Below are 26,209 nucleotides of genomic sequence, written 5' to 3'. Positions count from 1 at the left end.
GCGCGTCCTGTGCCGTGCGGCGGATCAGCTGTCGCTGCGCGGAACCTGCTGCACGTCGCGCACCTGGCCGATCAGCGGCGCGCTGCCGCCGGCGGTGTCGTGGCCGAGCTGGGCCGGCTTCTTGAAGCGTGCCAGCACTGCGGCGGCGTTGGACTCGCCTTCCATCAGGCCGGCCGCAGCCAGACGCCGATTCAGATCGCCGTCGCCACTGGCTGCCTCCAGCTCTTCGGCCGATTCGATGCGTGCGGAGGTCTCGGCCTGACGCGCCTTGATTCGCTCCAGCGATTCCAGTGCCGAGCCCATCTTGCTGCTGGCACCGGAATGGCGCGCGGCAATCGCCGCCTGTGCCTTCTGCACCGCATCGGTGGCCTTGACGGTGTCGATCTGCTGGCGCATGCCGCGCAGCTGGTTCTCGGTCTTCTGGATGGTGGCCTTGAGCGTCACCACCGACTGGTCCAGCGAGCTCTTGGAGGCCTTGTCGCCGGCGTCCTCGCTTTCCAGCGCCGCCAGCTTGACCGCCACGTCGTGCGCCAGTGCCTCGTCGTTCTTGGCCAGCGCACCTTCGATATAACGCGTGTATTCGGCCATCTTGCCGGCGCGCGCGTCGATCTTCTGCTGGGCGAGCTTGCTCTGCGCCATCAGCTTGGTCAGCTCCTCGCGCGAGCGCGTGAGCTGGGCGCCGGCATCGCGCATTTCCTGGTCCAGGATGCGCAGCGCGTTGGCGTCGACCGCTTTCTGGCCGGTTTCGTGTGCAGTGCCACGCAGCAGCGTGATCAGCTTTGAAAAGATACTCATGACAACACGCCTTTAGGAAAAGAACGGCTTGAGAGATTCGGCGGCATCCAGCGTATTGGCCGCCAGGGTCTGGATTTCCTCGTCGATCTGGTCGAGCGTGGACGACGCCGACAGTTCGCCGAAGACCACATAGCTATCCTGGCCGTCGACCTGCACCAGGCCCAGGTTGGACAAGGGATTGAGCGGGTTGAGGCGCAGGCAGGCGTCGTTGAACGCCGCGCGGTCGCTGACCTGGTCGGCATTGGCCAGCAGCGTGGAAACGAACACCTGCGAGCCGGAGGCGGCGACCTGGATCTGCATGTCGCCGTGGTCGGCCAGGGTGAGGTTGATGGCCGGCTCCAGCCCGTCGATCAGCTCGACCTCGATCGGCTGGTCGCGGTAGCGCTCGGCCAGCAGGCCGTGCAATTCGACAGTGGTGTACTGCGTCATACGATGTCCTGTCCTTTGGTCATGCAGCGGTGGTGATGCAGTTGCCGCTGCGGTGATGCAGCAGCGGCCGTGCAATGGGCGGACATACTACAGACTGTCCGCGACCGGCAGAAAGGGCCAGAAGTCAGCCGGTCAGGCCAGCTGCAGGCGGTAGTAGACCACCCGTTCAGTTGGCTCGAAGCCGCATGCCGCATGCGCCGCCTGGGCGCCGCTGTCGTCCAGCCGCGCATCGGAGGCCAGCTCCGCGCAGCCCTGCTCCCGCGTCCACTCCACTGCCGCGGCCACCAGCGCGCGACCGAGCCCGCGGCCGCGCCAGGCCGGACTCACATACCAGCCTTCCAGGAAGCCCACCGGCGTGCTCTCGGTGCCATTGACGTAGTCGTGGCGCACCGACACCTCGGCAAACCCCAGCGCCGCATCCGCGTCGTCCACCGCCAGCAGGTGGCTGGCGTCTGCCTGCGCCAGCGCGGCCTGCAGCTCGGCGAGGCCATCGTCGGCATCGGGCCACAAGGCCAGGCGCAGGGCCAGCAAGGCCTGCGCATCGGCGCCCACCGCCGCGCGCACCCGCCAGCCGGCCTGCGCGCTCACGGATACAGCATCCGCTTGCTCCAGTGGCTGGCCGCATCGGCCTCGTAACGCCAGCGCTCGTGCAGGCGGAACTTGGCGCCGTACCAGAACTCGAATGCCTGCGGCACCACCCGGAACCCGCCCCAGCCCTCCGGGCGCGGCACCGCGCGGCCTTCGAAGGTGGCTTCGACCTTGGCGATGGCCGCGTCGAACTCCTCACGCGAGCCCAGCGTCTGCGACTGCAGCGAGGCCCAGGCGCCGATCTGGCTCATGCGCGGGCGCGAGGCGAAGTAGGCATCCGATTCCTCCGCGCCGACCAGTTGCACGCCGCCTTCGATGCGCACCTGGATGCCGGCCTCGCGCAGGCTGCGCCACAGAAACAGCAGGGCGGCCTGCGGATGGGTCTGCAGGTCGCGGCCCTTCGCGCTATCCAGGTGGGTATAGAACACGAACCCGCGCGCATCGAAGGCCTTGAGCAGCACGGTGCGCGCGCTCGGCCGGCCGTCCACGTTGGCAGTGGCCACGGTCATTGCGCTGGCTTCGAGTTCGGCGCCGGCCTGCGCCTCGGCGTACAGCGCGGTAAAGGTGGCAAGGGCTTCTGCGTACAGATCGGTCATGACGGTGCGAGGGCAGCAAGATTGACGCCTATTGTGGGCGCATCGGGCCTGCTTCGCCTATGCGCAGCGGTCGACAGGCCTGCGCCGCTGCCAGGACCTGCGGCTGATGCCTGAAAAGCAGGTCGCGCGCATGCTCTTCGGCGTCTTCGCGTCACTGACGCTGGCTGCCAAGCACTCGCCACGGGTTGCGTGCAGCCACTCCATCTTCAGCGGTCGTCCCAGCCGTTGTCCGCGCAGCGTGGGTGTCGATGCTGCTGCGCGCAGCCGGCGGTCGCCGCGCCGGAATGGTTTCAGTCCATGCCGATCGGCCCGATGCGCGGGCCCGAATGCTACGATCCCTGCGCATGAACCCCGCTTCCAATCTCGTGATGGTCGGCCCGATGGGCGCCGGAAAAAGCTGCATCGGCCGCCGTCTGGCCGAGCGCTTCGGGCTGGAGTTCGTCGACGTGGACCAGGCCATCGTCGAGCAGGTCGGCAGCAGCATCCCGGCCATTTTCGAACAGCACGGCGAAGCGCGGTTCCGGCAGCACGAGGTCCAGACCCTGCAGACGCTGCTGGAGCAGGACAACAAGCTGATTTCCACCGGCGGTGGCGCGGTGCTGGATCCGCTCAACCGCCAGCGCATCCGCGCGCGCGGCTTCGTGGTGTACCTGCACGTCAGCGTGCCGGCACAGCTCACCCGGCTGGCGCGCGACCGCAACCGGCCGCTGTTGCAACGCGCCGACCGCGAGCAGGTGCTGCATGCGATGGCCGCGCAACGCACCCCGCTGTACCAGGAGGTCGCCGACCTCAGTCTGGAAACCGATCATTTCTCCCCCGCCGAGGCCACCGCGCAGCTGGTGCTGCGCCTGGCCGCGCAATGGCGCATGTCGAGTCCCCCCGCATGACACTTCCCCGTTCCTCGCGCAGCGTCGATGTCGACGGTGCGCAGCCGTACACCATCACCATTGCGCCCGGCCTGCTGGCCGATGGCGCGCGCCTGGCCAGCCATGTGCGCGGCCGCCACGTATTGCTGCTCAGCGACTCGCAGGTGGCCCCGCAGTACGCCGCCGGCGTGCGCAAGGCGCTGCTGCAGGCGCGCCCGGACCTGCAACTGGGCGAGCTGGTGATTGCCGCCGGCGAAGCCTCCAAGACGCTGGACAATTTCGGCGCCGCGATCACGGCATTGGCCGAGCTGGGCGCCACCCGCGACGCCTGCGTGTTCGCACTCGGCGGCGGCGTGGTCGGCGACCTGGCCGGATTCGCGGCGGCGTGCTGGATGCGCGGGGTGGACTGCGTGCAACTGCCCACCAGCCTGCTGGCGATGGTGGATTCCTCGGTCGGCGGCAAGACCGCGGTGGACATCTCGCAGGGCAAGAACCTGGTCGGCGCGTTCCATCCGCCACGCGCAGTGATCGCCGATACCGACACCTTGCACACCCTGCCCGCGCGCGAGCTGCGCGCCGGGCTGGCCGAGGTGATCAAGTACGGCGCCATCCGCGACCCGCTGTTCTTCCAGTGGCTGCATGCCGAACGCCGCGCGCTGCTGGAGCGCGATGCCGACGCGCTGGCGCAGGCGATCGCGCGCAGCTGCGAGCACAAGGCCGACATCGTGGCGCGCGACCCGCTGGAAAAGGGCGAGCGTGCCCTGCTCAACCTGGGCCACACCTTCGGCCATGCGATCGAGACCGAACAGGGCTATGGCGCGCCCGGCAACGACAACCTCAACCATGGCGAAGCAGTGGCCGTCGGCATGGTGCTGGCCGCACGGCTGTCGGCCGCGCTGGGCATGAGCGATGCGCAGGACACCGACGCGTTGCGCGCGCTGCTGCATGACTTCGACCTGCCCACCGACATTCCGCCCGGCCTGTCGCCGCAGGCCCTGCTGGGGCGCATGCGGCTGGACAAGAAGAACATCGCCGGCCGCCTGCGGCTGGTGTTGTGGCGCGGCATCGGCAAGGCCGAGGTGGTACCCGATGTCGACGAGGCGGCAGTGCTGGAGATCCTGGCGGGCTGAGCAACGCCGCTTGTCTCCGGCACATTCGTAGGAGCGCCCCCGGGCGCGACAGGGCTTGCCGGTAAATCCCGTCGCGCCCAGGTGCGCTCCTACGCCATCCCTGCTTGCCAACCTCCCTTCGCAAGCGGAGCAACCCGGCGCGCCCATTGCCCCCAGCCTTCAGCACCGCCCGGCTACAATCGGCGCCATGCGCATCCACTTGCAACACGATCCTGGCGGCAACGCGCCGCTCCGCTACGTCCAGCTGACCCTGCAACCGGATCTGTTCGGCGGCTGGGAGCTGCTGCGCGAAAGCGGCGAGATCGGTGGACGCTCGCAGTTGCGACGCGACCAATACCTGCTGCAGGACGAAGCGGACCGGGCCTTCGACAAGGCGCGCGACACCCACCTCAAACGCGGCTTCCAACTCATCACCGGCGGCGCCGACGCGCCGCGCTGAGGACACACCTCCCATGCTCAAGAACGATCGCCTGCTGCGCGCCCTGAACCGTCAGCCCGTGGACCGCACCCCCGTGTGGCTGATGCGCCAGGCCGGCCGCTACCTGCCGGAATACCGCGCCACCCGCGCGCGCGCCGGCAGCTTCCTCGGCATGGCCAAGAATCCCGAAATCGCCTGCGAAGTGACGCTGCAGCCGCTGCAACGCTTTCCGCTGGACGCGGCGATCCTGTTCTCCGACATCCTGACCATTCCCGATGCGATGGGCCTGGAGCTGTATTTCGTCGAAGGCGAAGGCCCCAAGTTCCGCCACCCGGTGCGCGATGCCGCCGCAATCCATCGGCTGGGCGTGCCGGACATGGAGACCGAGCTGCGTTACGTGATGGATGCGGTGCGCCTGATCCGCCGTGAGCTGGATGGCGCGGTGCCGTTGATCGGCTTCTCCGGCAGCCCGTGGACACTGGCCTGCTACATGATCGAAGGCGGCGGCAGCAAGGAATACGCGCGCATCAAGGCCATGGCCTTCAACGCGCCGGAGGTGCTGCATCACCTGCTCGGCACCGTCACCGATGCGGTGATCGCCTACCTGTCCGCGCAACGCGCAGCCGGTGCACAGGCGTTGCAGGTGTTCGACACCTGGGGCGGCGTGTTGTCGCCGGCGATGTACCGCGAATTCTCGCTACCCTACCTCACCCGCATCGCGCGCGAGCTGGAACGCGGCGACGGTGCCGAGCGCACCCCGCTGGTGTTGTTCGGCAAGGGCAACGGTGCCTACGTCAGCGAGCTGGCGGCCAGCGGCGCCGAAGCGGTAGGCGTGGACTGGACCATCGCGCTGGCCGACGCCGCCCAGCGCGCCGGCGGCCGCGTCGCGCTGCAGGGCAACCTGGACCCGGCCACCCTGTACGGCTCGCCCGACGCGATCCGCGCCGAAGTCGGCAAGACCCTGGACAGCTACGCCCAGGGCAACGGCGGCTCGCGCGAAGGCCATGTCTTCAACCTCGGCCACGGCATGTCGCCCGACATGAATCCCGACCATGTGGGCGTGCTGGTGGAAGCGGTGCAGACGCTGAGCAAGCGGTAACCCAAGGCACGGGTCGACAGCGCACCGGTGTGCTGTCGACCGCCGCTCAGCGCGCGCGCCCGGGGAGTGCACGCTGAACGCGATGACCGGAGGTGGCTGCATCAGCAATAGATCGGCAGCACCGCCGATACGTATGGGATGCTGCCAGGCCGCGCAAGGCACGCGGCACAGTGACGAAGGCAGTCTTCAGCGATAGCAAGACCAGCCTCCATGCCGTCACCCGGATCACGTCTGCATCCGCTCCAAACACGGCCCTCCCGCCTCGTTCCGTTGAACGTGATCTCGCCACTCCAGTGATGTGCGCAGTGAGCGCCCTGCCGACGTCACTGCGACGTGATGCGCGCCGAGCTCAGCCGCAACGCGGTCAATCATCGATGCGCGTGGGCTCCGGTTTCGCGGGGTACCGACAGCGTACCGGCCGGCCATTGACTTGCCGCAGAGAGTCGCCAAGCGGACGCGAGCGTTGCTGCCTTGCGTCAGCAGCAGCCTGTGCTCGCCTGCTCTGCATGGTCCTTCCGTTACTCCCTTTGCGATTCACCACGACATTCCCCGCACGCGGTTCCAAAACGCGTCATTGCATCGCATGCCGCCCTAAAGCGGATCGGCTTCACGTCGATAAGCCCGGCATTGCCGTCGTTTAAACCAATTTTCCCGGAGCAAGGAGATTTACTGTTTCTCCACGGTGATGCGGTGCCACTGCAACACATCTCCGGACAGGCAGGCCGCCTGCCGAACCTCGACATCGTCACATTTGTTCAAACGCTCCACTCATTCGAGAACAGGGAGAAACGCATGGCATTTCCAACCGCCGTCAACGACCAGATCACCGACTCCGTCACACAAGCCAATACCAAGGTGCTGGGCGATGCCCCCGCCATCGCCATGGGCAATCTGTACCAGGCCACCGCGCAGGCACTGGCCAATGCCGCCCATAACGCGACCAATGCGCAGCAGCAGAGTTATGTCACTGCGCAGTCGGCCACCACCATGGGCGTGGCCACCCTCTATTCCATCGACACCGCCACCACCGGGGTTGCGACCAAGCAGGTTCTGAGCACCGGCATAAAGGGCCTGGGCTAAGCCGACCGTGATTTCTGGCACATAAGGAGCAAGCAATGGCATTTCCGACCGCAGTCAATAATCAGATCACCGATTCCGTCACCCAGGTAAATACCAAGGTCCTGGGCGACGCACCGGCGATCGCGATGGGCAATCTGTATCAGGCAACCGCGCAAGCGCTGGCCAATGCCGCCCACAACGCCACCAACGCGCAGCAGCAGAGCTACGTCACTGCGCAGTCGGCTACCACGATGGGCGTGGCGACGCTGTACTCCATCGACACCGCCACCACCGGCGTCGTCAGCAAGCAGATCCTGGGCGTCTGACGGCCCGGCTAACGCCAAGGACATTCGCCAATGGCATTTCCCACCGCCGTCAACGACCAGATCACCGACTCGGTTACCCAGGCCAATCTGCAGGTATTGGGAAGCGCTCCAGCCGCAGCCATGGGCAATCTGTACCAGGCCACCGCGCAGGCGCTGGCCAACGCGGCCCACAACGCAACCCTCGCGCAACAGCAGATGTATGTCACCGCACAGGCAGCAACCACGATGGGCGTTTCGCTGCTGTATTCGCTCGATACCGGCACCGCGGGTGCCGCCACCAGGAAGATCCTCGGCTAACCGCTAACGCCGCAGCGTCTTCGTTGTTTCCCTACCTCAAGGAGCTATCACCATGGCCTTTCCGACCGCCGTCAACAGCCAGATCACCGATTCCGTTTCCCAGGTCAACACCAAGGTCCTCGGCGATGCGCCGGCGATTGCAATGGGCAACCTGTTTGTTGCCACCAGCCAGGCGCTGTCCAATGCCGCCCACAACGCCACCAACAACCAGCAGCAGTCCTACGTGACGATGCAGGCGTCGACGACCCAGGGCGTGTCCACGCTGTATTCGATCGATACCGCGTCCGATGGCGTCGCCACCCGGGAAATCCTGAGCGCCGGTCTCCGGTAATCGGCAGCCAGGCGCCGCTGTCACAGCGAGAGCGGCGCCTGGTTCGATACGCGAAGCCTTTGCAACCACCACGCAGTTCGCTGGCCGAATCGAGAAAGGACGCCTCATGCTGCAACTACGTCATATCCCTACGTCCAACACCCTGGACGTCGTCGTCAGACTGATCCGGGGCCGCACCATCGTGGCGACATTCGCGCCGCATCAAAAGGCAGTGATCAACGTCGAGTTCGACGGCATCCTGCCTGTGATTCCCGGAGCGCAGCCGTTGGTCTATCGCCGGAAGCTGGACAACATGATCGACGTGCCGCAGGGCAATTTTGCATTCCTGGAACGCGTGCCCGATGGCGTGGCCTTGCAGTACGCGTGCAGACACGAACCACAGAACACCGTGCTGTTCTCGGCGTCGGCTGGCGTCGCACAGCGCAGGCCGTCGTTGGCCTAGGACACTGATGCCAGTGCCCCGTCATGGAGCCAAGCGCGCAGGCTGCAAGCGTCGCCAACCTGATCGGTACCGCCGCTACAGGTGCGGCGATGGCGATCGGCCAGGCGCCGGCCTTCGCGATGGGGGCGACCTATCTGGCGCTGTCGGATTCCATCGCCCTCGCAATGGAAAACGCAGTCGCCAACCAGCAGCGCGGACAGGTGCTTGCCGATGCAGCCCTTACTCAAATCCTTGCCTTAATCATCCAGAAGGGAGCGACTTCGTCATGATCGACGACAGTAGCGTGAACAGCCAGGTCGTCGATGCGGTGAGCAGCATCGTGACGCTGACCACCGGTCAGGCGCCCGCACAGGCGCTCGGCATGCTCGATGCCGTGATGCTGGAGACGCTGGGCATGGCGATGCACAACGCCGTCAACCGGCAGCAAGGCGCCGGCATGATCAATGCAGCAGCGATCACCGCCGCCTGCGCCAAGATGATCTCGGCACCGTTCCCGGTTGCGCCGCCACCACCGCCTGCACCACCCGGACCACCACCGACGGTCGCGCCGTTGCCCGGCCCGCCCCCCGTACCGCCCCCGCCTGCAGCGCTCATCGCCGCCGCAGCGGCGGAGGCCAAGGTGGCCGTCGACGTGCTGAAAACGCAAGCGCAAGGCGCCTCGGCAGATGCCGCGACCGCAACCGCCGACCTCTTGGAAGTGCATGCGCTGAGCGTACCGCCGCCCCTGCCCGCTACTCCCCCCGCCTCCGGTGCCGGCCCCGATGATGCTGCCACTTCTGATGCTCCTGCTGCTGCAGCCGCAACTTCACCCGCAGCTGCAGCTACAGGCACACCCCCTGTCGTTGCTGCATCTGCATCTGCTGCTCCTGTTGCACCTGCATCTGCATCTATCCCTGCACCTGCACCTGCGCCGCCTGCTCAGTCATAGGGCGTCCGCAGAGATGAGGTCAGCCCCCCCTACCACCAGGCCTCATTGAAAGGCGGCCGATCATTCCATGGGAATCAAGATGGAACCGACAAAGGTCAATGCGCAGGTCATCGATGTCATCAACCAGGTGCAGCTGGCGACCATGAGCCCGCAGGTCGTGCTGACCAGCGGAGCCGGCAAAGCCTACCAATCGGTGGCGCAGTCCACTGCCATTGCGGTGCAGGACGCCACCGACGCGTTGCGCAATGTCTCCACGATCGCCACCACGGCCGTTGGCGTCGCGATGGCGCAGTACCTGGCCACCGGCGATGACAAGTACGTCACTGCACTTACCCAGGCGCAGGCACTGATGCAGGGCGCCACCGACGACTTCGCCAGGATCGGTTCGGCGGCCGGGCTGGTGCTGAAGAATTTCCCCGCTGGTTGAACTCACAAGGAGTCACGCAATGTCCGTTTCAATCGCAGGCCGCCTGATCTCGATGCCGACGATGCTCTCGACGCTGGGCAGGCAGTGCCTGGCCTTCATCGATGGAGGCACGCAGTGGCTGGCCTGGGCGATCCAGTCGCCCGGTGTGCGCTACGACTTTCCCGACGAGAGCAGCCTGCTCGACGAAGTGCAGCAAGGCCTGCATGGCTCGCGCCTGGCCTTGTTGCCGCAGCTGGAGCTGAGGGTCAGCCCGGTCAAGCTGATGACCTTGAGTCCGACCGACCTGGGCACGCTGGCGCAGGCCGAAGCAGGCGACACCGGCTCGGTGGTCAAGGCGCAGCTGCAGCGCATCTTTCGCGACAACGCCCTGTACACCGCAAGCGACCTGGCCGCAGGCCGCAGCCTGCTGACCCAGTTGAAGGTCGATGGCGCCGGCGTGTTCCAGTCGCTGGACCTTGAAGAAAGCCTGGCGCTCCGCCAACTGGCCGCCGAAGCGCCGCCAGCCGACGTCACGCCAGCACTGCAGCAGGAGGCAGCAGCATTCGCTGTCGAGCAGGCGCGCACGCCGCTGGAGTTCTGCGATTACTACCGCTTCTATCTGGCCTGCACTTCCACCATCGCCGCTGTGGACGAACGTGCGCATGCGGCGGCCTCGGCACTGCAGACGCTGTTGCCGCAGCTGTTCACCACCCTGGATTGCCCACAGGTGCAGGGGCTGCCTTCGCCCAACGAGGTCGAGCGCAGCGTTGCCGAATGGCTGGCACGCGGTCGCCAGATCGGCTTCGCGCGGCTATCGCTGGCGGCCCAGCAGATCGTCCAGCACACCCGCTACCGAGGCGACGGCGACGACCAGGCGGCGAGCGATGCGATCCGCCTCTACCTGCAGTCGGCGCAGGCCTTCCTGGCGGCCAACCGGCCCAGCCGTGGGGTGCTGGGCCAGGATGGCAGCAGCTGCGTGTTCACCATGCAGAACGACGCCCTGGCTGCACTGCTGCAGGTCAACGGCGGCATCATCTCGCTCCGCGACTTCGGTGCCGCACCTGCATCACCCACCACCTCGCAAGACACGGATGCGGAGGCCACGCAGTGAGCGCACCGCCCCCGCCTGCTGCGGCCGGCGACCAGGCCCCGCTTGCGACCAGCGCCGCCGACGCGGCGCGCGAAGCGGTGCATGCAGGTCGCGCCGCTGCCCTAGCGGCCGCACGCCAGGGCATGGCGCAGGCCGAAAACGCACTGGGTGAGAGGCTGCGCGCGCTTGCAGCGCAGCACCCAACCGAAACCGCACCACTCGCCGTGCCGATGCGACCATCGCGTGCCGATGCCGTCACCCCGCTCCATTCCACGTCCACTTCAGGAGATACCCGCATGTCCGACGATACTCAGCCCACGCCCCCGTACCAGACACCAGCCTCCATTGCGCAATCGTCAGGATCCTCGCAGATCGAAGCGGCGCTGAAAGCGGCGCAAGCCCAGATCGATCAGGCGATGGCGGCCAGCGATAGGGCAGTACGGGCGGCCATGCAGGCCGCAACCGCCGCGACCGCCGCAGCTGGCAATGACCAGGCGATCGATAGCGCAAACCAGGCACTGCAGCAGGCCGAACAGGCCGCCGCTGCGGCGGTGACCGCCGCGCAGCAGCAGACCGAGCAGGCAATGGCGGCGACGTCGCCGGCCACTCCGAACGCCGACGACGGAATAGCCAGCTGACGGAGCGATGCGTTTCGGCGTTGCGATGAAGCCGGTCTCGCGATGAACCCGTCAGGTCTCATTGGCGCCGGTCTGCCGGCTCCCCGCCGCCACGTTGATCCAGCAGCACAGCCCCACTTGCCGCGGCCATCTAGCCCCGGCCCAGCCAACGCCCGATCCGAAGGAATTCCGACATGACCTTCTACACAGGCTTCGACACCGATCAATTCCCCGGATTGCCCGCCCTTGACTGGCTAAAGACCCAGGCCGAGCTGGCGTGGTGCGGCTACTACCTGGCACCGGCGCCAAGCCATGCCGACACCGGCTGGATGGGCCAACGCGCTGCGTTGATCGCACAAGGCTGGGGCCTGGCGCCCGTCTACCTTGGTCAGCAGACGATCGGCCCCGGTTCGCACGACGTCACCGCCCGGCAGGGCAGCCTTGATGGTGCACAGGCCGCAGCGCTGGCACGCGCCGAAGGCTTTCCCGATGGCGCGGTGGTCTATCTTGACTGGGAAGATGGCGGCAGCCCGCCACAGGCAGCCATCGACTACATCCGTATGTGGATCGCCGCGCTGTTGGGCAATGGTTTTTCGCCCGGCCTGTACTGCTCGCACGCGCGCGCAGTGGAACTGCTGTCGCGGATCGGCCCCTGCCCCTCCCCGCGCGTCTGGGCCTGGCGGGTCTCCACGGCAGGGCGTCACCTCTACGCCGGCGACATCCGGCACGTCCAGCCCTCCGATCCGGCCGGCTGCGGCTATTCCCAGGCCATGCTCTGGCAATACGAACAGGATGCGGTGCTGTCGCTTCCTGGTACGCCGTGCGATGGGCTGGAAGTTGACCTCAGTTATTCGAGTTTAGCCGATCCGAGCTCGGCGTGATTGCGCGTATTTCCTGCATCGGGAAAAAGCAGGAACCCATAAACTCCAGCAATGCATGAAGATCCCTTGCAACCAACCCGACACTCCCTGCATCGATAGACGACACCACGCGTCACCCCACTTTCCCCCGCACTGATTCAATGCATTAAACGACCGGATAAGCGCATCACCTGCGTCAATCAATCCGCCAACGCACTCGTCGAAACCAGGCCAAAGCCGAATCCGGATCAACACCTGGTGCGGACCTAGCCCCATGGAATCACATCATTATTCCATAGCAACCCTCGCCCAAAGGGCCCTGCAACGATTGGCTAGCGCCCTCGGAAAAAATAATAACTGTGACTTTCCCCAGTAAAGTATAGAGAAATCGGCGGTATTACCAAACGCTCCGACACCCCTGTCCAAGAGCCCACGTCTGTATCGAGCGTGCATACGCGTATCCCCGCAGACCGGGATCATGCCGATCTCACCGCATAAAACCTCGCGCCTGCAGCAGCCAGCCCACGAGTACGCATTACCGCAGCGGCAAGAGAACTCCGCCATCAGGTCGCTCGATCTCGGTACGGCATATGCCGGCCTGCACCTTCCGCCTCGAAAGGAGATGTGAAATGACAGTAATAGTTGATTTGATGTCAGAACAAACCAATTCCGTCGGCATCGCAGGCATCTCACGACACCAAGGACGTTGGAGGCACCGGCCAGACATGCGCTATGAAGTCGACCCCGACCCGACATTGATCGCTTGGACCGAGCAAAACATGGGAATCGGATCCTCAAGATTATCGCGCTCTCCCCTGTTACAGCAATTTACAGGTCATACGGCCGTTCTGTCTCGTCTTCGCGGGCGGGTCCAGTTCGTCAGGGGACTGGTACCGAATGTGTCGGGTTATCCATGGGCGTTCTTTGGCCAAGGCGGTGGAGGCCACTGGCAAGATGATAGCGCCATGCTTGACGACCCGACCTGCGTCAGTTTCGAGATACCTGTAACAGAGGAGGATGCCGGAAATTTCCCGCGATGGTTCCGTGCTGTGGCTCCGGAAATCAATGTCTTCGCACTGAAGAATGGTGACGGATTCAATAGCTTCAATTGCGTCCTAGCTTCTCTCACGCTGCTCATCAACTACCTTCTCGAGTCGGAGAACGACTATTCCTCCTATGTCATCCAACTGACAAAAGTACGCGACTCGCTTCAAGGCCATTTGATGCAAAACATCATGGGTGGATTTATATAAATCCACCACATGACACGTCCGCCGCAATCACAACCCCGGCCAACAGCAGTGCATTGAATAATCACGCAACTCGACTACAGCGAAAGTTTAGCAGAAAAAGCCACATTTCACTCCATGAATGCATCAAAAGTTCACCCTCATACCACCGTAATGCACGAGCCCCGTAATCCACACATAGATTAATACAGCGACCCAATCACCCGAGATTCTGGAGACATCAAGAATGTCAACATTCACAGTATTTTTTTGCGGGACAGGATCGAACAGCCTGGATTACGACAGTGCAAACTACAGCGAAGGACAGCTTATCTCCACATTGGCACGCAACCATCTCGGGGTGGAGTTCGATGATTGGCTCATAGCGGATGGACCGGGCAGCGGGAATCAACAAGAAAACGATAAATGGACACTCCCGGGGAACTACACTGATGCTCGGGGCACTACTTTTGGCTCGGGCTGGGAGGAGAACGTCAAGCACGCGATTGCGGTGATCAAGAAGGACCCCAGCCATATGAGGACCTTAATGACAGATGCGGAAATACGCATCCTACAAAGGGAAAAGGCAGCTGCCGAAGCAGCTGGACTTGAGCCGCAGAACACTTTTGGTGGCTGGACCCCTGCCAATAAGCACCGAAAAATCGTTCCCCAAGCCTTACAAAAGGCGCGAGCAAAAGTCCTGCGAACACCACTGCCTGACCGCGTCAACCTCATTGGCTGGAGCCGTGGCGCAGTTACCTGCCACATGATGGCCAATGCAATGTATGCCGACCCGCAGCTCCGCCACATCTGCGTCAACATTTTTGCGATAGACCCGGTACCCGGTCCTTTGAATTTCCAGTTAAACAGGACAACACTGAATACCAACGTGCTGGAATACCGCGCCGTATACGCACGCGATGAGAGGGCGCGCGGCTTTACTCCGATCATCCCGGACGTAAAAGTAAAGAAGGAACTAATCCTCATGCCTGGTGCCCATGTGACCCTTGTCGGAAACGCATCCAAGAATGGCAAGGGCGGCGGCAACCAGATCTTTCCGGAACCAGGACAAATGGTACGGCATCTTGCGGAGACATTCCTGCGGGATAATGGGACGCAGCTCGGCTCATGCCTGAATCTGAAGGATACCGGCTTATTGGAACTCTACGAACAAATTCTCAAGGACGATAGAAGCTACATCGCAATGCGGCAACTGGGCTACGGCATGGGATGTGTGGAAACGGAAAGCGGAGACCGATGGGCAGCCGTGGGTTCCGGTGCGGTTGTTGCGGGCCTGACATCGCTACCGATGCTGCACCCCGATCCGATCTTTGTAAATTGGCACCATCGCAGTGTTTACATCAAGCACTATGCCGATCTGACAGGAAGGCCCGAGGCCATTGAAAGGGACTTGCTGGCTCAGTGGTTCCCGGTAACCACAGGGCGGTTTATTAGTCGTCCCTGAAAGACGTCACTCGCCCGACCGCCCCAATGCGTTACAGGCAGCCCAACCGTGCCACAACTGCGCTTTTTCGCTACGCTGGACCTGATCGCTAGCAATCCGGGACCATCCTTGCACTGCCGTACCCGTGGCCGAATGATGCCAGCTCGTTGTCGGCAGCGCAGGAGTGAAGCGGGATTGGACGGATTGCTGACGCACGCGATCGATGCCGCGCATGTAGTAGAGGTAGAGACAGCCGATGGGCACGACCCGGCGCGGGCGATCTTTTCGGGCGCCGCAAGTCGGCCACCCCAACCAATCGGTGCTTGAATAGAATTTTTTCTGAGAGGCGGCGCATTTGTAAGCAACCGCATGCTGGGCCCAGCCGATGAACCCAGCACGAAGTTGGGGCCTCATCTCTGACGGTCAATCCTGGCCATAGACCCTACGGAACTCACGCGGGCTCACCCCAACCAGCCGTCGGAAGCTCTTTTCGAAATGGCTCAGGTCGCCGAAACCGACCTTCAGCGCCACTTCGGTGATGCGCAGCTTGCGCTGCTGATGCAAAAGCTCCTTGGCCTTTTCGATGCGAAGCTGCTGCAACATCGGTTTGAACGAGGTGCCGAGTTCGTCGCGGAACAGAAAGCCCAGATGCGACTGGCTAACGTGCGCCTGCCGTGCCAGATCGCCCAGGGTCAGCGGCTCGGCATAGTGCTCGCCCAGATGCACCAATGCGCGCCGCAGTGCGTCGTGCAGGGTGGCGAGACGTTGCCCGGGGCGATGCGGAAGGCCGTCGATCCAGTCGACAGGCGTTCCCGGCGGCGTGGGCTCAGCCGGAAGATCGGCCGGTTGCGACACCGTGGCGCATGCATCGCGCTGCGCTCCCTTCACCCGGCCTTCCAACAGACGCGGTGCGTGGCGCTGGATGTCGGCGCTGCCGATCGGCCTGCCGGCTGTCATGACCGCCAGGCGCAGCACCACCCGCTCCAGCTCCTGGAGGTTTTCCGGCCATGGGTAGTGGGTCAGGGCGTCCATCAACACCTCGGTGACCACCTGACCGTGATCCAGGCCATGCCGGTCCAGCACATGCTCGACGTGAAAGCCGATATCTGTCCGTCGCTTGCGCAACGGGGTAAGTTCGATCGACAGGACATCCAGTTGCGACAGCAGCGCCCGCGAGAAGCGTCCGGCACGTACGCGGCGCGACAGATCAGCGGTCGTGGAGGCGACCACGCGTGGCGAGTCCTCGCCGTCCACGGCGGACCATGGCCCGCCGAGGCCACAAAGCTGCCCGGCCAACTGGCGCTGTAGCGCGTCGTCGAGCTCGTCCACGCTCTGCAGGAACAGCGTTCCCCCGGCCCCGCGCTTGAACCATGCCGCCGGTGCGTCGTCGGGAGCGGCGCAGTCGATCGCAACGAACGGCCCCTCCCGCCAGGGTGCAGCTGCATGCAGCAAAACGGCCACCGTTTCCTTCTCGGTTCCGAACTCGCCGCGCACGATGACCGGCAAGCGACTGTACGCGCCGTGCTCGACAAATTCGTCGATCGTCAAGACCTCTTCGCTCACGCCCACGATCGACAGCGCGCGACCAAACCGGTCTTGCGCGAACGCCCGCGCGGCATCGCGCTTGATCAGGTACGCACAATACTTTGCGATCTGCTGGCACAGCGTCATCGCCTCCGGGGTCATTCGTTCTTGAGCCGGCGTGACATTCAGTGTGCCGAGCACTTGCCGGCCGTGCTGGACGGGAAAACACTGCGTGGGCGGGGGCTGGATTTCTGCCAGAACCGGGCCCGATGGACCGTGATGCTCCACCGCGACAAACTTACATACCGCGCCGCTCGTGATCGCGCTCTGCGACAGTTGTGCAGCGATCTTTCCCAGCATTTTCTCCAAGGGATCGCCTGGGAAATAGGCGCGCTGCACTACATCAAAGACTTGCTTTTCCATGGATGCTTTCGACCTGATCTACTGGCGCGCTCGGAAGGCGGCCAGACCCAAGTCGCGCCATCCCTGACCAGACCGTCGGCAAAGCTCCAAGCGTGCATTCCGCTTTTTCTACGAACGCTCCCCTCGCCCGCCCTCGGTCGATCCACCCTGATGTGAGACAACGCTCGCTTGCGGTGACTGGACGGTGGCAGGCGCAAAACGATTCGCCAGCAAAGCAACCGCTTGGTGCAAGCCAGATCTGGCATTAGCACGCCGCCACAGCCCGTTCCCGACGATTCGTAGCATCGGGCTTGTCCGCAATTGGATTGGGTGCGGCGCGTCTCACTCGTTGCCGCTGCGGCGATGCGACGCTGCGACGGGCTCAAGCAATGGCGTCGTATATGGTGTTGCGACGTTCTGCACGCGCGCGCAGGGATAATGCGCTGTCTTCCCGATGGCGATGCTCATGTCCCAGCCCGTGCCCACCTTGCGCGCCTACGACACCATCAAGCCGCTGCTGTGGCTGGTGTCGCTGGCGATCTTCATGCAGATGCTGGATGCGACCATCGTCAATACGGCGTTGCCGTCGATGGCGCGCAGCCTGCACGAAAGCCCGCTGCAGATGCAGTCGGTGGTCTTCAGTTATGCATTGGCGGTGGCGATGTTCATCCCTGCATCGGGCTGGATTGCGGACCGCTTCGGCACCCGGCGCACCTTCCTTGCGGCGATCATCGTGTTCACGCTGGGCTCGCTGCTGTGCGCCGCCGCGCAGCAGCTGCCGCAGCTGGTGGCGGCGCGCGTGGTGCAAGGCATTGGCGGGGCGATGCTGCTGCCGGTGGGCCGGCTGGCAGTGCTCAAGACCGTGGCGCGCGCCGACTTCCTGCGCGCGATGAGTTTCATCGCGATTCCCGCATTGATCGGCCCACTCATTGGCCCCACGCTGGGTGGCTGGCTGGTGGAAGTCGCCTCGTGGCACTGGGTGTTCCTGATCAACCTGCCGATCGGCGTGATCGGGTTCATCGCCGCGCTGAAGATCATGCCCGACCACTACGGCGATGCACGCCAGCGCTTCGATCTGATCGGCTATCTGATGCTGGCGTTCGGCATGGTGGCACTGTCGCTGGCGCTGGACGGCATCTCCGAGCTCGGCCTGCGCCATGCCTTTGTCATGCTGCTGGCCATCGGCGGGCTGGCCGCGTTGGCCGGTTACTGGCTGCATGCGGCCAGCACGCCGGCGGCGTTGTTTCCACTGGCCTTGTTCAAGGTGGCCAGTTATCGCATCGGCATCCTGGGCAACCTGTTTGCGCGGGTGGGCAGCGGCTCGATGCCGTTCCTGATTCCACTGCTGTTGCAGGTTGGCCTGGGCATGAGCCCGATGAATGCCGGTCTGATGATGGTGCCGGTGGCGCTGGCCGGCATGGCGGCCAAACGTGCTGCGGTGAAGCTGGTCGGTCGCTTCGGCTATCGCCGTGTGCTGATGCTCAACACCGTGCTGGTGGGCCTGGCGATGGCCAGCTTTGCTTTGATCGATCTGGGCCAGCCGCTATGGCTGCGGCTGGTGCAGCTGGCCTGCTTTGGCGCGGTGAACTCGCTGCAGTTCACCGTCATGAACACCGTGACCCTGCGCGACCTGGATCGTGAGCAGGCCAGCCCCGGCAACAGCCTGCTATCGATGGTGATGATGTTGGCCACCGGGTTCGGCGCGGCGGCAGCGGGCAGTCTGCTGGCCGCCTTCAACACACATCTGGGCGACAGCCACGGCGCCACTGCCGCATTGCATGCGACCTTCCTGTGCGTCGGTGGCATCACCTTGTCGTCGACGCTGATCTTCTGGCAGTTGGCCGAGACGCGGCCACATCCCAGGCAGGTGGAAGAAGTCGCCGAATGACGCGGCCGCTGCGCCATCGACCAGTGCCGCGCGCCAGCGCAGCGCCGTGTGCGATTTCAACTGCGGTGCACGGCTCTAGATCTGCTCGCGCGGGCGTTCGCGCCGCAATGCCTCGGCAATGGTGTCGGCCAGCATGTCGCCGGTGAGCGGCTTGCGCAGGAAACTGTCGAACCCGGCTTCCTGCGCGGTGGGCTCGGCCTCCTCGTCCGAGCGTGCGGTCACCGCCACCAGCGGCATGTCGTAACCGAACACGCGCAGCTGCCGCGCCAGGGCGAAGCCGTCCAGCCCGGGTAGGTCCAGATCCAGCAAGGCCAGGTCGAAAGGGTTGTCGGCCGCTTCGGTCAGCGCGGCCAGCCCGTGCGGCGCATGCACCACCGAGTGCCCTTGCGAACGTAGCAGGCCAACGATGACCTCGGCGATGGTGGGGTCGTCTTCCACCAGCAGGATGCGCTGCGGGGCGACCGTGCCGCCGGTGCGCGCCACCTCGCCACCGAGCGTGGCGTTGGAAGCGACCCAGCGCAGCGGCAGATCCACCACGAAGCGCGTGCCCGCGCCGAGCCGGCTGATCACTTCGATATGCCCGCCCATCGCCATCGCCAGTTCCTGGCAGATGGCCAGGCCCAGGCCGCTGCCGCCATAGCGCGAAGTGGTCTTGGCGCCGTCGCCCTGTTCGAAGCGCTGGAACAGGCGCGCTTTCTGGTCGGCGTTGATGCCCGGGCCGGTATCGGCCACTTCGAAACGCAGCCCCTGATACGAGCCCAGCGTGGTCAGCTTGAGCCCGACCACGCCGCGCTCGGTGAACTTGATCGCATTGCTGAGCAGGTTGAGCAGAATCTGGCGAATGCGGGTGACATCGCCACTGGCGGTGATGTCGCCAAGCAGCCCTACTTCCAGGCTGAAACGCAGGCCACGCTCCTGCGCCAGGGGCGCCATCAGGCCTTCCACCTCGGCCACCAGCTGGCGTACCGAGAACGGCTCCAGATCCAGTTCCAGACGGCCGGATTCGATCCGCGCCAGGTCCAGCGCATCGTTGACCAGGCGCAGCAGATGCGCGCCGGCACGACGGATCGATTCGGTATAGCTGCGCTGCTTGTTGTCCAGCGAGGTCTTGAGCAACAGCTCGCTCATGCCCAGCACGCCGGTCATCGGGGTACGTACCTCGTGGCCGAGCGTGGCCAGAAAGCGCGTCTTGGCCAGCGACGCCTGCTCGGCCAGCTCCTGCTTGTGCACGGCCAGCTGCCAGGCGTTCAAGCGCCGCAGGCGGCGGCGATACAACAACACCGCCGCGGCGATGGCGCAGAGCGCGAGCACGCCCAGAAACACCAGTCCCCATGGCGACAACCACCAGGGCGGCAGCACCTGAAAACGTAGCGTCTGGCTGGCCGACCAGATGCCGTCGGCGGTGCGCCCCTGCACTTCCAGCGTGTAATGCCCCGCGGGCAGCCGCGAGAACTGCCGCTCGCCGCTGGGACCGACATCGATCCAGTCCGGATCGTAGCCACTCAACCGAAATCGGTAGCTGTTGGATTCGGAATCGGCCAGACTGAGCAGGCGCGCGACGATATGCAGATCGCGGTCGCCATCCTGCATCGTCAGCGGCTCTTGCCCGGTGATATCCAGACCACGCTCCCCGCGCCGCAGGCCCACGCGTTCGATGATCAACGGCGGCCTGCGGGTGCTGGGGCGCATCGTGGCCGGGTCGAACACCACCACGCCGTCGGGCGATGCGGCGACGATGCGCCCGCTGCCGGCCTGCACCAGCGTGTTGATCTGCAACTGCTGGTTGGGCAGCCCATCGTGCACCCCGTACACCCGCACCAACCTGCTGCCGGGATCGATCCGGATCAGCCCGCGTTGACTGGACACCCACGCCACGCCCCTGGCGTCGACCACCAGGCCGTTGGGTGCCACCAACGGAAACTCCTGCTCCTTTCCGACCGTGTCCAGGTGCTTGAGCCGCTTTCCGTCCCACAGATACCGCCGGATCTCGCCGGCCAACCCGGTCCAGAGCACGCCCCCCTCTCCCAGCCGGAACAGATAGGTCGGCAGGGACGGTGTACCGTCGACGGGGACAAATCGGTCGGCGGCGGGGTCCCAGCGCCGCAGGCCGGCGTTATTGCTCAGCCATATCTGACCATCCGGGCCGAGGCGTAGGTCCAGGATGGTCAACACCTCCAGTCCATGACTGCCATTGACGATGGTCCGCAGCAGTTGCCCGTCCTGGTTGCGGATTTGCAGGCCATATTCCAGCACTGTCACCCACAGGCGGCCCTGCGCGTCCTCAGCCATCCAGCCCGGACGGTCCGCCGCACCGTCCGGATCAGGCTCGACGTCCTCACGGAGCTGCAAGCGTTTGACCTGCCCGCTTTGCGGGTCATACCGGACCAGTTTTCCTTCGACGCCGATCCAGACCAACCCGCGCCGGCTTTCGAGCATGGAGTCGGGCGGACGGGCATCGATTTGCGTCAGATGCGTCTGCAATTGGCCGGTCGCCGCATCGAGATACTCCAGCGCATGCCGCGAGCCAGCCAGCCAGACACCGCCCGCAGCCGAAGACGCCGTCGCCAGCACCGACGGATTGGTCAGCGACTGTGGATCAGCACCGTGGTGGGCCAGTACCGCAAAGGTGTCCCAATGCGGAGGCAGGTGCCACAGGCCACCTTCAAGCGCCGCAAACCACAACCCGCCCTCCCGATCCTCGTAAGCGGCAATCCAGTTGCGCCTGACCAGGCCATGCGCCGACAGGCTGTAGACCGGCACGCTGCTGATGTCGGTTCCTGCGGTGGACAGGCCCAGGCCGCTCTCGGTGTCCAGCCAATAGCGTCCGCTGCGGTCGTGCAGCAACACTCCCATCACCCGCCGCTTGCTCACGGCCTTCTGCCACGGCTGGGGCCTCGCCTGGCCGTCGGCGTCCACGCGAAACGCGTCGCCGACCACATCCGAGACCCATAAGGTGTTGCCGCTGCGCTCCATGTGCAGCCGGTTGACCGCCTGCGTGGTTCCGGGCAACGACACCCGCTGAAAATGCGCGCCGTCCCAGCGTGCGAGCCCGCCATGGGTCCCGATCCACAATGTTCCGTCGGGCGCGACCTCGAACCCGATCACGCTGTCGGACGGCAGGCTGGTCGGGTCGCTGGGCACGTTGGAAAAGCGCTGCATGCTGCCGTCGGGACGTCGCCGATACAGCCCGTGGGCCGCAGTACCAAGCCAGATATCGCCGTTCGGGGTGTAGGCCAGCGCCCACACCGTGATTTCGCGCAGCTCCGGAAACTGCGGGTTCTCCAGCCGCCTGAACGCGCGCGTCTTGGGCTCCAGAAAACCGGCTCCGCCGTTCTCGAATCCCATCCACACCCGATTGTCGCGATCGACGCAGATGGTCCAGATCGCGTTGCTGGTCAAGCCGTCTTCCATCCGCCAGATGCGGTAGTTGCGCCCATCGAATCTGGCCAGGCCGTCATCGCTGGCGATCCAGAGATAGCCCTGCTGGTCTTCGGCCAGCTCACTGACGGTGTCCGAGGGCAGCCCGTCGGCGACCGTGACCTGGCTGGGCACCGGCGTGAGCAGCGCGCCCGTGGCCGCCCGTGCAGGTGGCACCGTGACGTACACACACAGCGACACCGCTGCGATCAACCAGTAGGAAAAACACGAAAAAAGGCGCACGGGACAGGTTTCACGACAAGTCGCCGCATAGTGCGGGCCGCACGCGGTGCGAGCAAGCCCGAGCGGGCTTGTCGCGTCGCTCGCCCGTTTTCACTCCCCGGCCCGAACCAGCGCATGCAGGGGGCCTCGATCCGGCTCAACGCTGTTGCAGCGGCGCCAGGCGGCAACCGTACGACCGGGCAAGCGATGACAGCTCAGCCGACGGCCGGGACGTCATGCGCAGCGGCGGCATCGGCCAGCACGCGTGCCAACGCCTGTGCAAGGAGCTCGCCGGTGACCGGCTTGCGCAGGAAGCCATTGCAGCCGGCGGCCATCGCCTGCGGTTCTGCGTCGGCATCGGCACGTGCGGTGACCGCGACGATCGGAAAACGCACGCCGCGCGCGCGCAACTGCGCCACCAGCGCCGCACCGTCGATGCCCGGCAGGTCCAGATCGCACAGCCCCGCGTCGAAGCGGCGCGTACTCACCTCGGCCAACGCCGCCAGACCATGCAGGACATGGGTGACCTGATGGCCACGCGTCTGCAACAGGCCAACGATCACCTGCGCCACGGTCGGGTCGTCTTCGACCAGCAGCAACTGCAATGGCGCCTGTGCCTGCGGCGAGCTTGCCCGTGCAGGCGCAGGCACTGCGGGGAGCGCACTCACCCAGCGCAGCGGCAGCTCCACCACAAAACACGCTCCTTGCCCCAGTTCGCTGCTGACCGTCACCGCACCGCCCATCGCCGCTGCCAGTTCGCGGCAGATCGCCAGGCCCAGGCCGCTGCCGCCATGCCGGGCCAGCGTCACGGCGCCTTCGGCCTGCTCGAAGCGCTGGAACAGGCGCCCGCGCTGTTCTGAACTCATGCCCGGGCCGGTGTCGCACACTTCGATCCGGATGCCTTGCCCGTGGCTTTGCGGCACCACCCCCACACGCAGGCTGACGCTGCCACGCTCGGTGAACTTGACCGCGTTGAACAACAGGTTGAGCAGGATCTGTTGCACCCGGCTGGCATCGCCATGCAATGCAGGCGGCAGCGCGTCATCCAGCTCGCAGGCGAAGGCCAGCCGCTTCTGCTCGGCGCTCGGGCGCACCAGCTCGGCCACCTGCCCGATCAGCTGACGCAGATCGAAGTCGCGGTAATCCAGCGGCAGCTTGCCGGCCTCGATCCGCGCCAGGTCCAATGCATCGTTGACCAGCCGCAGCAGATGCTTGCCGGCCAGCTGGATCGCGCTGGCATAACCCTGCTGGCGTCCGTCCAAGGGCGTCTGCAGCAGCAACTCGCTCATGCCCAGCACACCGGTCATCGGCGTTCGCACTTCGTGCCCCAGGGTCGCAAGAAAGCGTGTCTTGGCCAACGATGCCTGCTCGGCCAGCTCGCGTTTGTGCTGGGCCAGCTGCCACTGCGCGCGCATGCGCACACGGCGGCGGTAGGCTGCCGCAAGCAATGCGCCCAGCAGCAGCACAAGCAGGCAAATGAGCGCGATGCCTGCGTCACTGCGCCACCACGGTGGATTGACCGAGAACCGCAGCGAGCGCATCTGTGAGCGATTGCCCAGCGGATCCACCCCCTGCAGCGTGAGTTCGTAGCTACCGGCAGGCAAGCTGGCGAATTCCCGGATTCCCGCGTTGCCCGAGGTCTGCCATTCGGTGTCGAAGCCTTTCAAGAAACTGCGATAACGATTGGACAGCGGGTCGCTATACGACAGCAGACGGCTGACGATCTGCAGCTGCCGATCTCCAGGGCCAAGCTGAAACGGGCGATCCATTGGCAGCGCGACGCGTGCACCATTGCGTAGCACACTGACATGTTCCAGCTGCAGTGCCGGAACAAACGGTGCGATATCGGGCATTGCGGTATCCAGCAGCACGGTGGAGCCATCGCTGGTCGCCCCGATCAGGCTATCGCCCGCCATCAGCAGACAATGCTGAATGAACTCCTGGCTGGTCAATCCATCGCGTGTACCGATATTGCGTAGGCGTGCCGGCGTCACCGAAGGGTCGATCCGCCATAGCCCGCGCAAGCTGGAAATCCAGACCCTGCCACGCGGGTCGATCCGCATTGCGGACGCATCGAACCCGGTCAGGCCATCCACCTGGCCCACCTGACGCACGCGCACCCAACGTGTTGCGGTTTTTTTCCATTGTTCTGCACCGACGGCCCGATACACCCACACCATCTCCGGCGATTGGCTGGCAAACGCCTGGATCTGCGTCCCTTCCAACCCTGGGACCGGCACGAACTGGTGTGACGCTTCGTCCCAGGCAAACATGCCGCCTTCGCCTGCAACCCAGACACGCCCGTCCGGGCCCTGTTCCAGCTGCTGTACGGCGATATCGCGCAAACCGTGCAAGTCCTGCTGCGTGATGCGCTGCAAGACACGACCGCTACGCAGATCGCGCTGCTGCAGCATGTCGATGAAGGCCATCCACACCGTATCGCCATGCTCGATGATCCAGTCAGGCGCCGATAGCGCCGACGCCGGTTCGGGGCCATCGGACGGCCAGTGGATGAATTCACCGGTCCGCAGGTCCATGCGGGAAAGGCCAAAGCTCAAATTGCCTAGCCAGACACGTTGCAGGCGATCCTCCAGCGCCGACACCAACTCCATGTCCTTGAGTTGCGACGACTGCAACCCTGTCTGAAACGTGTCGCCAGTGCTTGGATCGACGCGCAACAAGCGACCTTCCGCATCGACTTGCCACAGACCACCGGAACGTGTGGCAGGGGCCAGGTTGCAATAGATTGCATCACCCGTCGGCACCGCGGGTTTGAGCACGGCAGTGCGCTTCCAGTCTGCCGGCAAGTACCCAAGGCCGGTGCCATGCATCGGAACCCATAGCCCGCCATCAGCGGCTCCAAGCAGGCCAATGACATTCCGGCGTGACAAAGCCCCCTCTCCGCTGAAGGCAGGGACCGGTGGACGCTCGCCGCGGGTCCGCCACAGACCGCGTCCGCTTCCCAACCAGAATTCGCCGTCCGGGGCAGCCACTGCACCCCAGAATTCGTTGCCGGTGCCGAACATCGTCCCCCAGGGAAGCGGCTGCCATCGATCGTCGGATCCCATGACGTGCAGCCCCGACTCGCTGCCCAGCCACAGACGGTCCCCCGCCCATTGCAGACCGAAGATGGCAGACTGCCGATTAGGCTCGTCCGGGACATAGACGCGATGCAGACGTTTTCCGTCGTAATACGCCAGTCCAGCGGTGGTTCCGATCCACAGCCGCTGCCGGTTGTCCGCCGCAAGATTCATGACCATGGCCTGGTCAAGGTCGCCATCGAGCGTACCCAGATCCACCGACGACATCACGCCGGAAGTATCGATGCGAATCAGCGCGCCGGTCGTGGTTCCGGCCCAGATATCGCCGTCGAACGCAGTGATGCTGTAGATCTCGCCGTCCTTCATCGACGGATAGTCAACCGCGCGGTAGTGCCGAAAATGGCCTCGTCCGGCATCCATGACGCTCAGCGTCTTGCCGCAGCCGATCCATATCCTGTCAAGCGCGTCGATGTGCAGCGCCTGGATCGCGTTGCAGGGCAACGATGTCGGGTCGGAAGGATCATGTCGCCAGGTCCTGAATCCTGCGCCGTCGTACCGCACCAAACCATCCAGGGTGCCAAGCCACAGATAGCCGGCGCGGTCCTGGTGGATCGCAACCACCATGGTCGATGGGAGTCCGTCGCTGGGACCCACGATCCGGAAACGCGGAATCTCCGGAATCTTCGCCACACAGGGCATTGCGCCCAGCAGCAAGACCAACAAAACAGCAAGCGCACGCATGTGGGCATCCTTTCCACGTCGAGC

25 protein-coding genes are annotated in these 26,209 nt (G+C 64.8%); 18 read left to right on the top strand and 7 right to left on the bottom strand.

Annotated elements, in window-relative coordinates; genetic code table 11:
- Window positions 1-24: 24 nt before the first annotated feature.
- The 4 genes from GGR73_RS10765 to pdxH all read right to left on the bottom strand — a co-directional run bounded on the left by GGR73_RS10765 (window position 25) and on the right by pdxH (window position 2,408).
- Window positions 25-795: a PspA/IM30 family protein gene (locus GGR73_RS10765; protein WP_024938711.1), complete on the bottom strand. Its 771-nt coding sequence runs from the start codon at window positions 793-795 to the stop codon at window positions 25-27.
- A gap of 12 nt (window positions 796-807) precedes the next feature.
- Window positions 808-1,224 (bottom strand): YjfI family protein, encoded by a 417-nt coding sequence (locus tag GGR73_RS10760; RefSeq protein WP_024938710.1) that lies wholly within the window; start codon window positions 1,222-1,224, stop codon window positions 808-810.
- Between the two features lie 132 nt (window positions 1,225-1,356).
- Window positions 1,357-1,812 (bottom strand): aminoglycoside 6'-N-acetyltransferase, encoded by a 456-nt coding sequence (gene aac(6') / locus GGR73_RS10755; RefSeq protein WP_104568161.1) that lies wholly within the window; start codon window positions 1,810-1,812, stop codon window positions 1,357-1,359.
- Window positions 1,809-2,408: a pyridoxamine 5'-phosphate oxidase gene (gene pdxH / locus GGR73_RS10750; RefSeq protein ID WP_005995039.1), complete on the bottom strand. Its 600-nt coding sequence runs from the start codon at window positions 2,406-2,408 to the stop codon at window positions 1,809-1,811. Before pdxH ends, aac(6') begins: the two co-directional genes overlap by 4 nt.
- 344 nt (window positions 2,409-2,752) lie before the next feature.
- Here pdxH and GGR73_RS10745 point away from each other — a divergent pair, with 344 nt between their 5' ends.
- The 17 genes from GGR73_RS10745 to GGR73_RS10665 all read left to right on the top strand — a co-directional run bounded on the left by GGR73_RS10745 (window position 2,753) and on the right by GGR73_RS10665 (window position 14,971).
- Entirely contained in the window at window positions 2,753-3,295 is a 543-nt protein-coding gene (locus GGR73_RS10745) for a shikimate kinase (RefSeq protein WP_005995037.1), read from the top strand.
- Window positions 3,292-4,404, top strand: a complete 1,113-nt coding sequence (aroB, locus tag GGR73_RS10740; protein WP_104543166.1) for a 3-dehydroquinate synthase — start codon at window positions 3,292-3,294, stop codon at window positions 4,402-4,404. Before GGR73_RS10745 ends, aroB begins: the two co-directional genes overlap by 4 nt.
- A 187-nt stretch (window positions 4,405-4,591) precedes the next feature.
- The gene (locus GGR73_RS10735; protein WP_006449079.1) at window positions 4,592-4,843 is read left to right on the top strand and encodes a WGR domain-containing protein; all 252 of its coding nucleotides are present in this window, start codon (window positions 4,592-4,594) and stop codon (window positions 4,841-4,843) included.
- A gap of 13 nt (window positions 4,844-4,856) precedes the next feature.
- Window positions 4,857-5,921, top strand: a complete 1,065-nt coding sequence (hemE, locus tag GGR73_RS10730) for a uroporphyrinogen decarboxylase (RefSeq protein WP_154832403.1) — start codon at window positions 4,857-4,859, stop codon at window positions 5,919-5,921.
- A 792-nt stretch (window positions 5,922-6,713) separates the two neighbouring features.
- Window positions 6,714-7,001 (top strand): RebB family R body protein, encoded by a 288-nt coding sequence (locus GGR73_RS10725; RefSeq protein WP_024938706.1) that lies wholly within the window; start codon window positions 6,714-6,716, stop codon window positions 6,999-7,001.
- Window positions 7,002-7,036: 35 nt separating this feature from the next.
- Window positions 7,037-7,306 carry a RebB family R body protein gene (locus tag GGR73_RS10720; RefSeq protein ID WP_024938705.1) on the top strand — a complete coding sequence of 90 codons (270 nt, stop codon included), beginning with the start codon at window positions 7,037-7,039 and terminating at the stop codon, window positions 7,304-7,306.
- 30 nt (window positions 7,307-7,336) lie between these two features.
- Window positions 7,337-7,603 carry a RebB family R body protein gene (locus tag GGR73_RS10715; RefSeq protein ID WP_065032603.1) on the top strand — a complete coding sequence of 89 codons (267 nt, stop codon included), beginning with the start codon at window positions 7,337-7,339 and terminating at the stop codon, window positions 7,601-7,603.
- A 52-nt stretch (window positions 7,604-7,655) separates the two neighbouring features.
- A complete protein-coding gene (locus tag GGR73_RS10710; protein WP_022973268.1) occupies window positions 7,656-7,934 on the top strand; it encodes a RebB family R body protein in 279 nt (92 codons plus the stop codon).
- 106 nt (window positions 7,935-8,040) lie between these two features.
- Window positions 8,041-8,376: a hypothetical protein gene (locus GGR73_RS10705; protein ID WP_104568159.1), complete on the top strand. Its 336-nt coding sequence runs from the start codon at window positions 8,041-8,043 to the stop codon at window positions 8,374-8,376.
- A gap of 23 nt (window positions 8,377-8,399) precedes the next feature.
- Entirely contained in the window at window positions 8,400-8,645 is a 246-nt protein-coding gene (locus GGR73_RS10700; RefSeq protein ID WP_024939223.1) for a RebB family R body protein, read from the top strand.
- Window positions 8,642-9,304 (top strand): RebB family R body protein, encoded by a 663-nt coding sequence (locus tag GGR73_RS10695; RefSeq protein WP_080689427.1) that lies wholly within the window; start codon window positions 8,642-8,644, stop codon window positions 9,302-9,304. The genes GGR73_RS10700 and GGR73_RS10695 overlap by 4 nt, the downstream gene beginning before the upstream one ends.
- Before the next feature lie 79 nt (window positions 9,305-9,383).
- Window positions 9,384-9,731, top strand: coding sequence for a hypothetical protein (locus GGR73_RS10690; protein WP_024939226.1), 348 nt, complete (start codon window positions 9,384-9,386; stop codon window positions 9,729-9,731).
- 19 nt (window positions 9,732-9,750) lie between these two features.
- A complete protein-coding gene (locus GGR73_RS10685) occupies window positions 9,751-10,821 on the top strand; it encodes a hypothetical protein (protein ID WP_104568157.1) in 1,071 nt (356 codons plus the stop codon).
- Window positions 10,822-10,943: 122 nt separating this feature from the next.
- Window positions 10,944-11,438 (top strand): hypothetical protein, encoded by a 495-nt coding sequence (locus GGR73_RS10680; protein WP_258071406.1) that lies wholly within the window; start codon window positions 10,944-10,946, stop codon window positions 11,436-11,438.
- A 173-nt stretch (window positions 11,439-11,611) separates the two neighbouring features.
- The gene (locus GGR73_RS10675) at window positions 11,612-12,298 is read left to right on the top strand and encodes a glycoside hydrolase domain-containing protein (protein ID WP_054591483.1); all 687 of its coding nucleotides are present in this window, start codon (window positions 11,612-11,614) and stop codon (window positions 12,296-12,298) included.
- A gap of 608 nt (window positions 12,299-12,906) precedes the next feature.
- Window positions 12,907-13,530: a hypothetical protein gene (locus GGR73_RS20310; protein ID WP_223293132.1), complete on the top strand. Its 624-nt coding sequence runs from the start codon at window positions 12,907-12,909 to the stop codon at window positions 13,528-13,530.
- A gap of 223 nt (window positions 13,531-13,753) precedes the next feature.
- Window positions 13,754-14,971 (top strand): hypothetical protein, encoded by a 1,218-nt coding sequence (locus GGR73_RS10665; protein WP_184456856.1) that lies wholly within the window; start codon window positions 13,754-13,756, stop codon window positions 14,969-14,971.
- A 402-nt stretch (window positions 14,972-15,373) separates the two neighbouring features.
- On the opposite strand, the gene GGR73_RS10660 is transcribed toward GGR73_RS10665, so the two are convergent.
- Window positions 15,374-16,897, bottom strand: coding sequence for an AraC family transcriptional regulator (locus tag GGR73_RS10660; protein ID WP_184456854.1), 1,524 nt, complete (start codon window positions 16,895-16,897; stop codon window positions 15,374-15,376).
- 445 nt (window positions 16,898-17,342) lie between these two features.
- Here GGR73_RS10660 and mdtD point away from each other — a divergent pair, with 445 nt between their 5' ends.
- Window positions 17,343-18,764: a multidrug transporter subunit MdtD gene (mdtD, locus tag GGR73_RS10655; protein ID WP_104568948.1), complete on the top strand. Its 1,422-nt coding sequence runs from the start codon at window positions 17,343-17,345 to the stop codon at window positions 18,762-18,764.
- A 75-nt stretch (window positions 18,765-18,839) separates the two neighbouring features.
- Here the strand turns inward: mdtD and GGR73_RS10650 are convergent, their stop codons facing one another.
- Window positions 18,840-22,376: an ATP-binding protein gene (locus tag GGR73_RS10650; protein ID WP_221234083.1), complete on the bottom strand. Its 3,537-nt coding sequence runs from the start codon at window positions 22,374-22,376 to the stop codon at window positions 18,840-18,842.
- A 242-nt stretch (window positions 22,377-22,618) separates the two neighbouring features.
- On the bottom strand, window positions 22,619-26,185 hold the full coding sequence (locus GGR73_RS10645) for a hybrid sensor histidine kinase/response regulator (RefSeq protein WP_184456850.1): 3,567 nt from the start codon (window positions 26,183-26,185) through the stop codon (window positions 22,619-22,621).
- Between the last annotated feature and the right edge of the window lie 24 nt (window positions 26,186-26,209).

This window comes from Xanthomonas sp. F14 (assembly GCF_014199865.1).
Note: the sequence above shows the minus strand (reverse complement) of the source record. Positions and strands in the feature narration are given on the sequence as shown.

What these genes read in the sequence shown, in the direction of transcription:
- GGR73_RS10660 (WP_184456854.1), bottom strand. Translation starts at nt 16,897, where the DNA reads ATGGAAAAGCAAGTCTTTGATGTAGTGCAGCGCGCCTATTTCCCAGGC.
- GGR73_RS10695 (WP_080689427.1), top strand. Translation starts at nt 8,642, where the DNA reads ATGATCGACGACAGTAGCGTGAACAGCCAGGTCGTCGATGCGGTGAGC.
- GGR73_RS10705 (WP_104568159.1), top strand. Translation starts at nt 8,041, where the DNA reads ATGCTGCAACTACGTCATATCCCTACGTCCAACACCCTGGACGTCGTC.
- GGR73_RS10645 (WP_184456850.1), bottom strand. Translation starts at nt 26,185, where the DNA reads ATGCGTGCGCTTGCTGTTTTGTTGGTCTTGCTGCTGGGCGCAATGCCC.
- GGR73_RS10745 (WP_005995037.1), top strand. Translation starts at nt 2,753, where the DNA reads ATGAACCCCGCTTCCAATCTCGTGATGGTCGGCCCGATGGGCGCCGGA.
- GGR73_RS10760 (WP_024938710.1), bottom strand. Translation starts at nt 1,224, where the DNA reads ATGACGCAGTACACCACTGTCGAATTGCACGGCCTGCTGGCCGAGCGC.
- pdxH (WP_005995039.1), bottom strand. Translation starts at nt 2,408, where the DNA reads ATGACCGATCTGTACGCAGAAGCCCTTGCCACCTTTACCGCGCTGTAC.
- GGR73_RS10725 (WP_024938706.1), top strand. Translation starts at nt 6,714, where the DNA reads ATGGCATTTCCAACCGCCGTCAACGACCAGATCACCGACTCCGTCACA.
- GGR73_RS20310 (WP_223293132.1), top strand. Translation starts at nt 12,907, where the DNA reads ATGACAGTAATAGTTGATTTGATGTCAGAACAAACCAATTCCGTCGGC.
- GGR73_RS10690 (WP_024939226.1), top strand. Translation starts at nt 9,384, where the DNA reads ATGGAACCGACAAAGGTCAATGCGCAGGTCATCGATGTCATCAACCAG.
- aroB (WP_104543166.1), top strand. Translation starts at nt 3,292, where the DNA reads ATGACACTTCCCCGTTCCTCGCGCAGCGTCGATGTCGACGGTGCGCAG.
- GGR73_RS10700 (WP_024939223.1), top strand. Translation starts at nt 8,400, where the DNA reads ATGGAGCCAAGCGCGCAGGCTGCAAGCGTCGCCAACCTGATCGGTACC.
- GGR73_RS10710 (WP_022973268.1), top strand. Translation starts at nt 7,656, where the DNA reads ATGGCCTTTCCGACCGCCGTCAACAGCCAGATCACCGATTCCGTTTCC.
- GGR73_RS10680 (WP_258071406.1), top strand. Translation starts at nt 10,944, where the DNA reads ATGGCGCAGGCCGAAAACGCACTGGGTGAGAGGCTGCGCGCGCTTGCA.
- GGR73_RS10665 (WP_184456856.1), top strand. Translation starts at nt 13,754, where the DNA reads ATGTCAACATTCACAGTATTTTTTTGCGGGACAGGATCGAACAGCCTG.
- GGR73_RS10720 (WP_024938705.1), top strand. Translation starts at nt 7,037, where the DNA reads ATGGCATTTCCGACCGCAGTCAATAATCAGATCACCGATTCCGTCACC.
- GGR73_RS10735 (WP_006449079.1), top strand. Translation starts at nt 4,592, where the DNA reads ATGCGCATCCACTTGCAACACGATCCTGGCGGCAACGCGCCGCTCCGC.
- GGR73_RS10675 (WP_054591483.1), top strand. Translation starts at nt 11,612, where the DNA reads ATGACCTTCTACACAGGCTTCGACACCGATCAATTCCCCGGATTGCCC.
- GGR73_RS10715 (WP_065032603.1), top strand. Translation starts at nt 7,337, where the DNA reads ATGGCATTTCCCACCGCCGTCAACGACCAGATCACCGACTCGGTTACC.
- GGR73_RS10765 (WP_024938711.1), bottom strand. Translation starts at nt 795, where the DNA reads ATGAGTATCTTTTCAAAGCTGATCACGCTGCTGCGTGGCACTGCACAC.
- hemE (WP_154832403.1), top strand. Translation starts at nt 4,857, where the DNA reads ATGCTCAAGAACGATCGCCTGCTGCGCGCCCTGAACCGTCAGCCCGTG.
- mdtD (WP_104568948.1), top strand. Translation starts at nt 17,343, where the DNA reads ATGTCCCAGCCCGTGCCCACCTTGCGCGCCTACGACACCATCAAGCCG.
- GGR73_RS10685 (WP_104568157.1), top strand. Translation starts at nt 9,751, where the DNA reads ATGTCCGTTTCAATCGCAGGCCGCCTGATCTCGATGCCGACGATGCTC.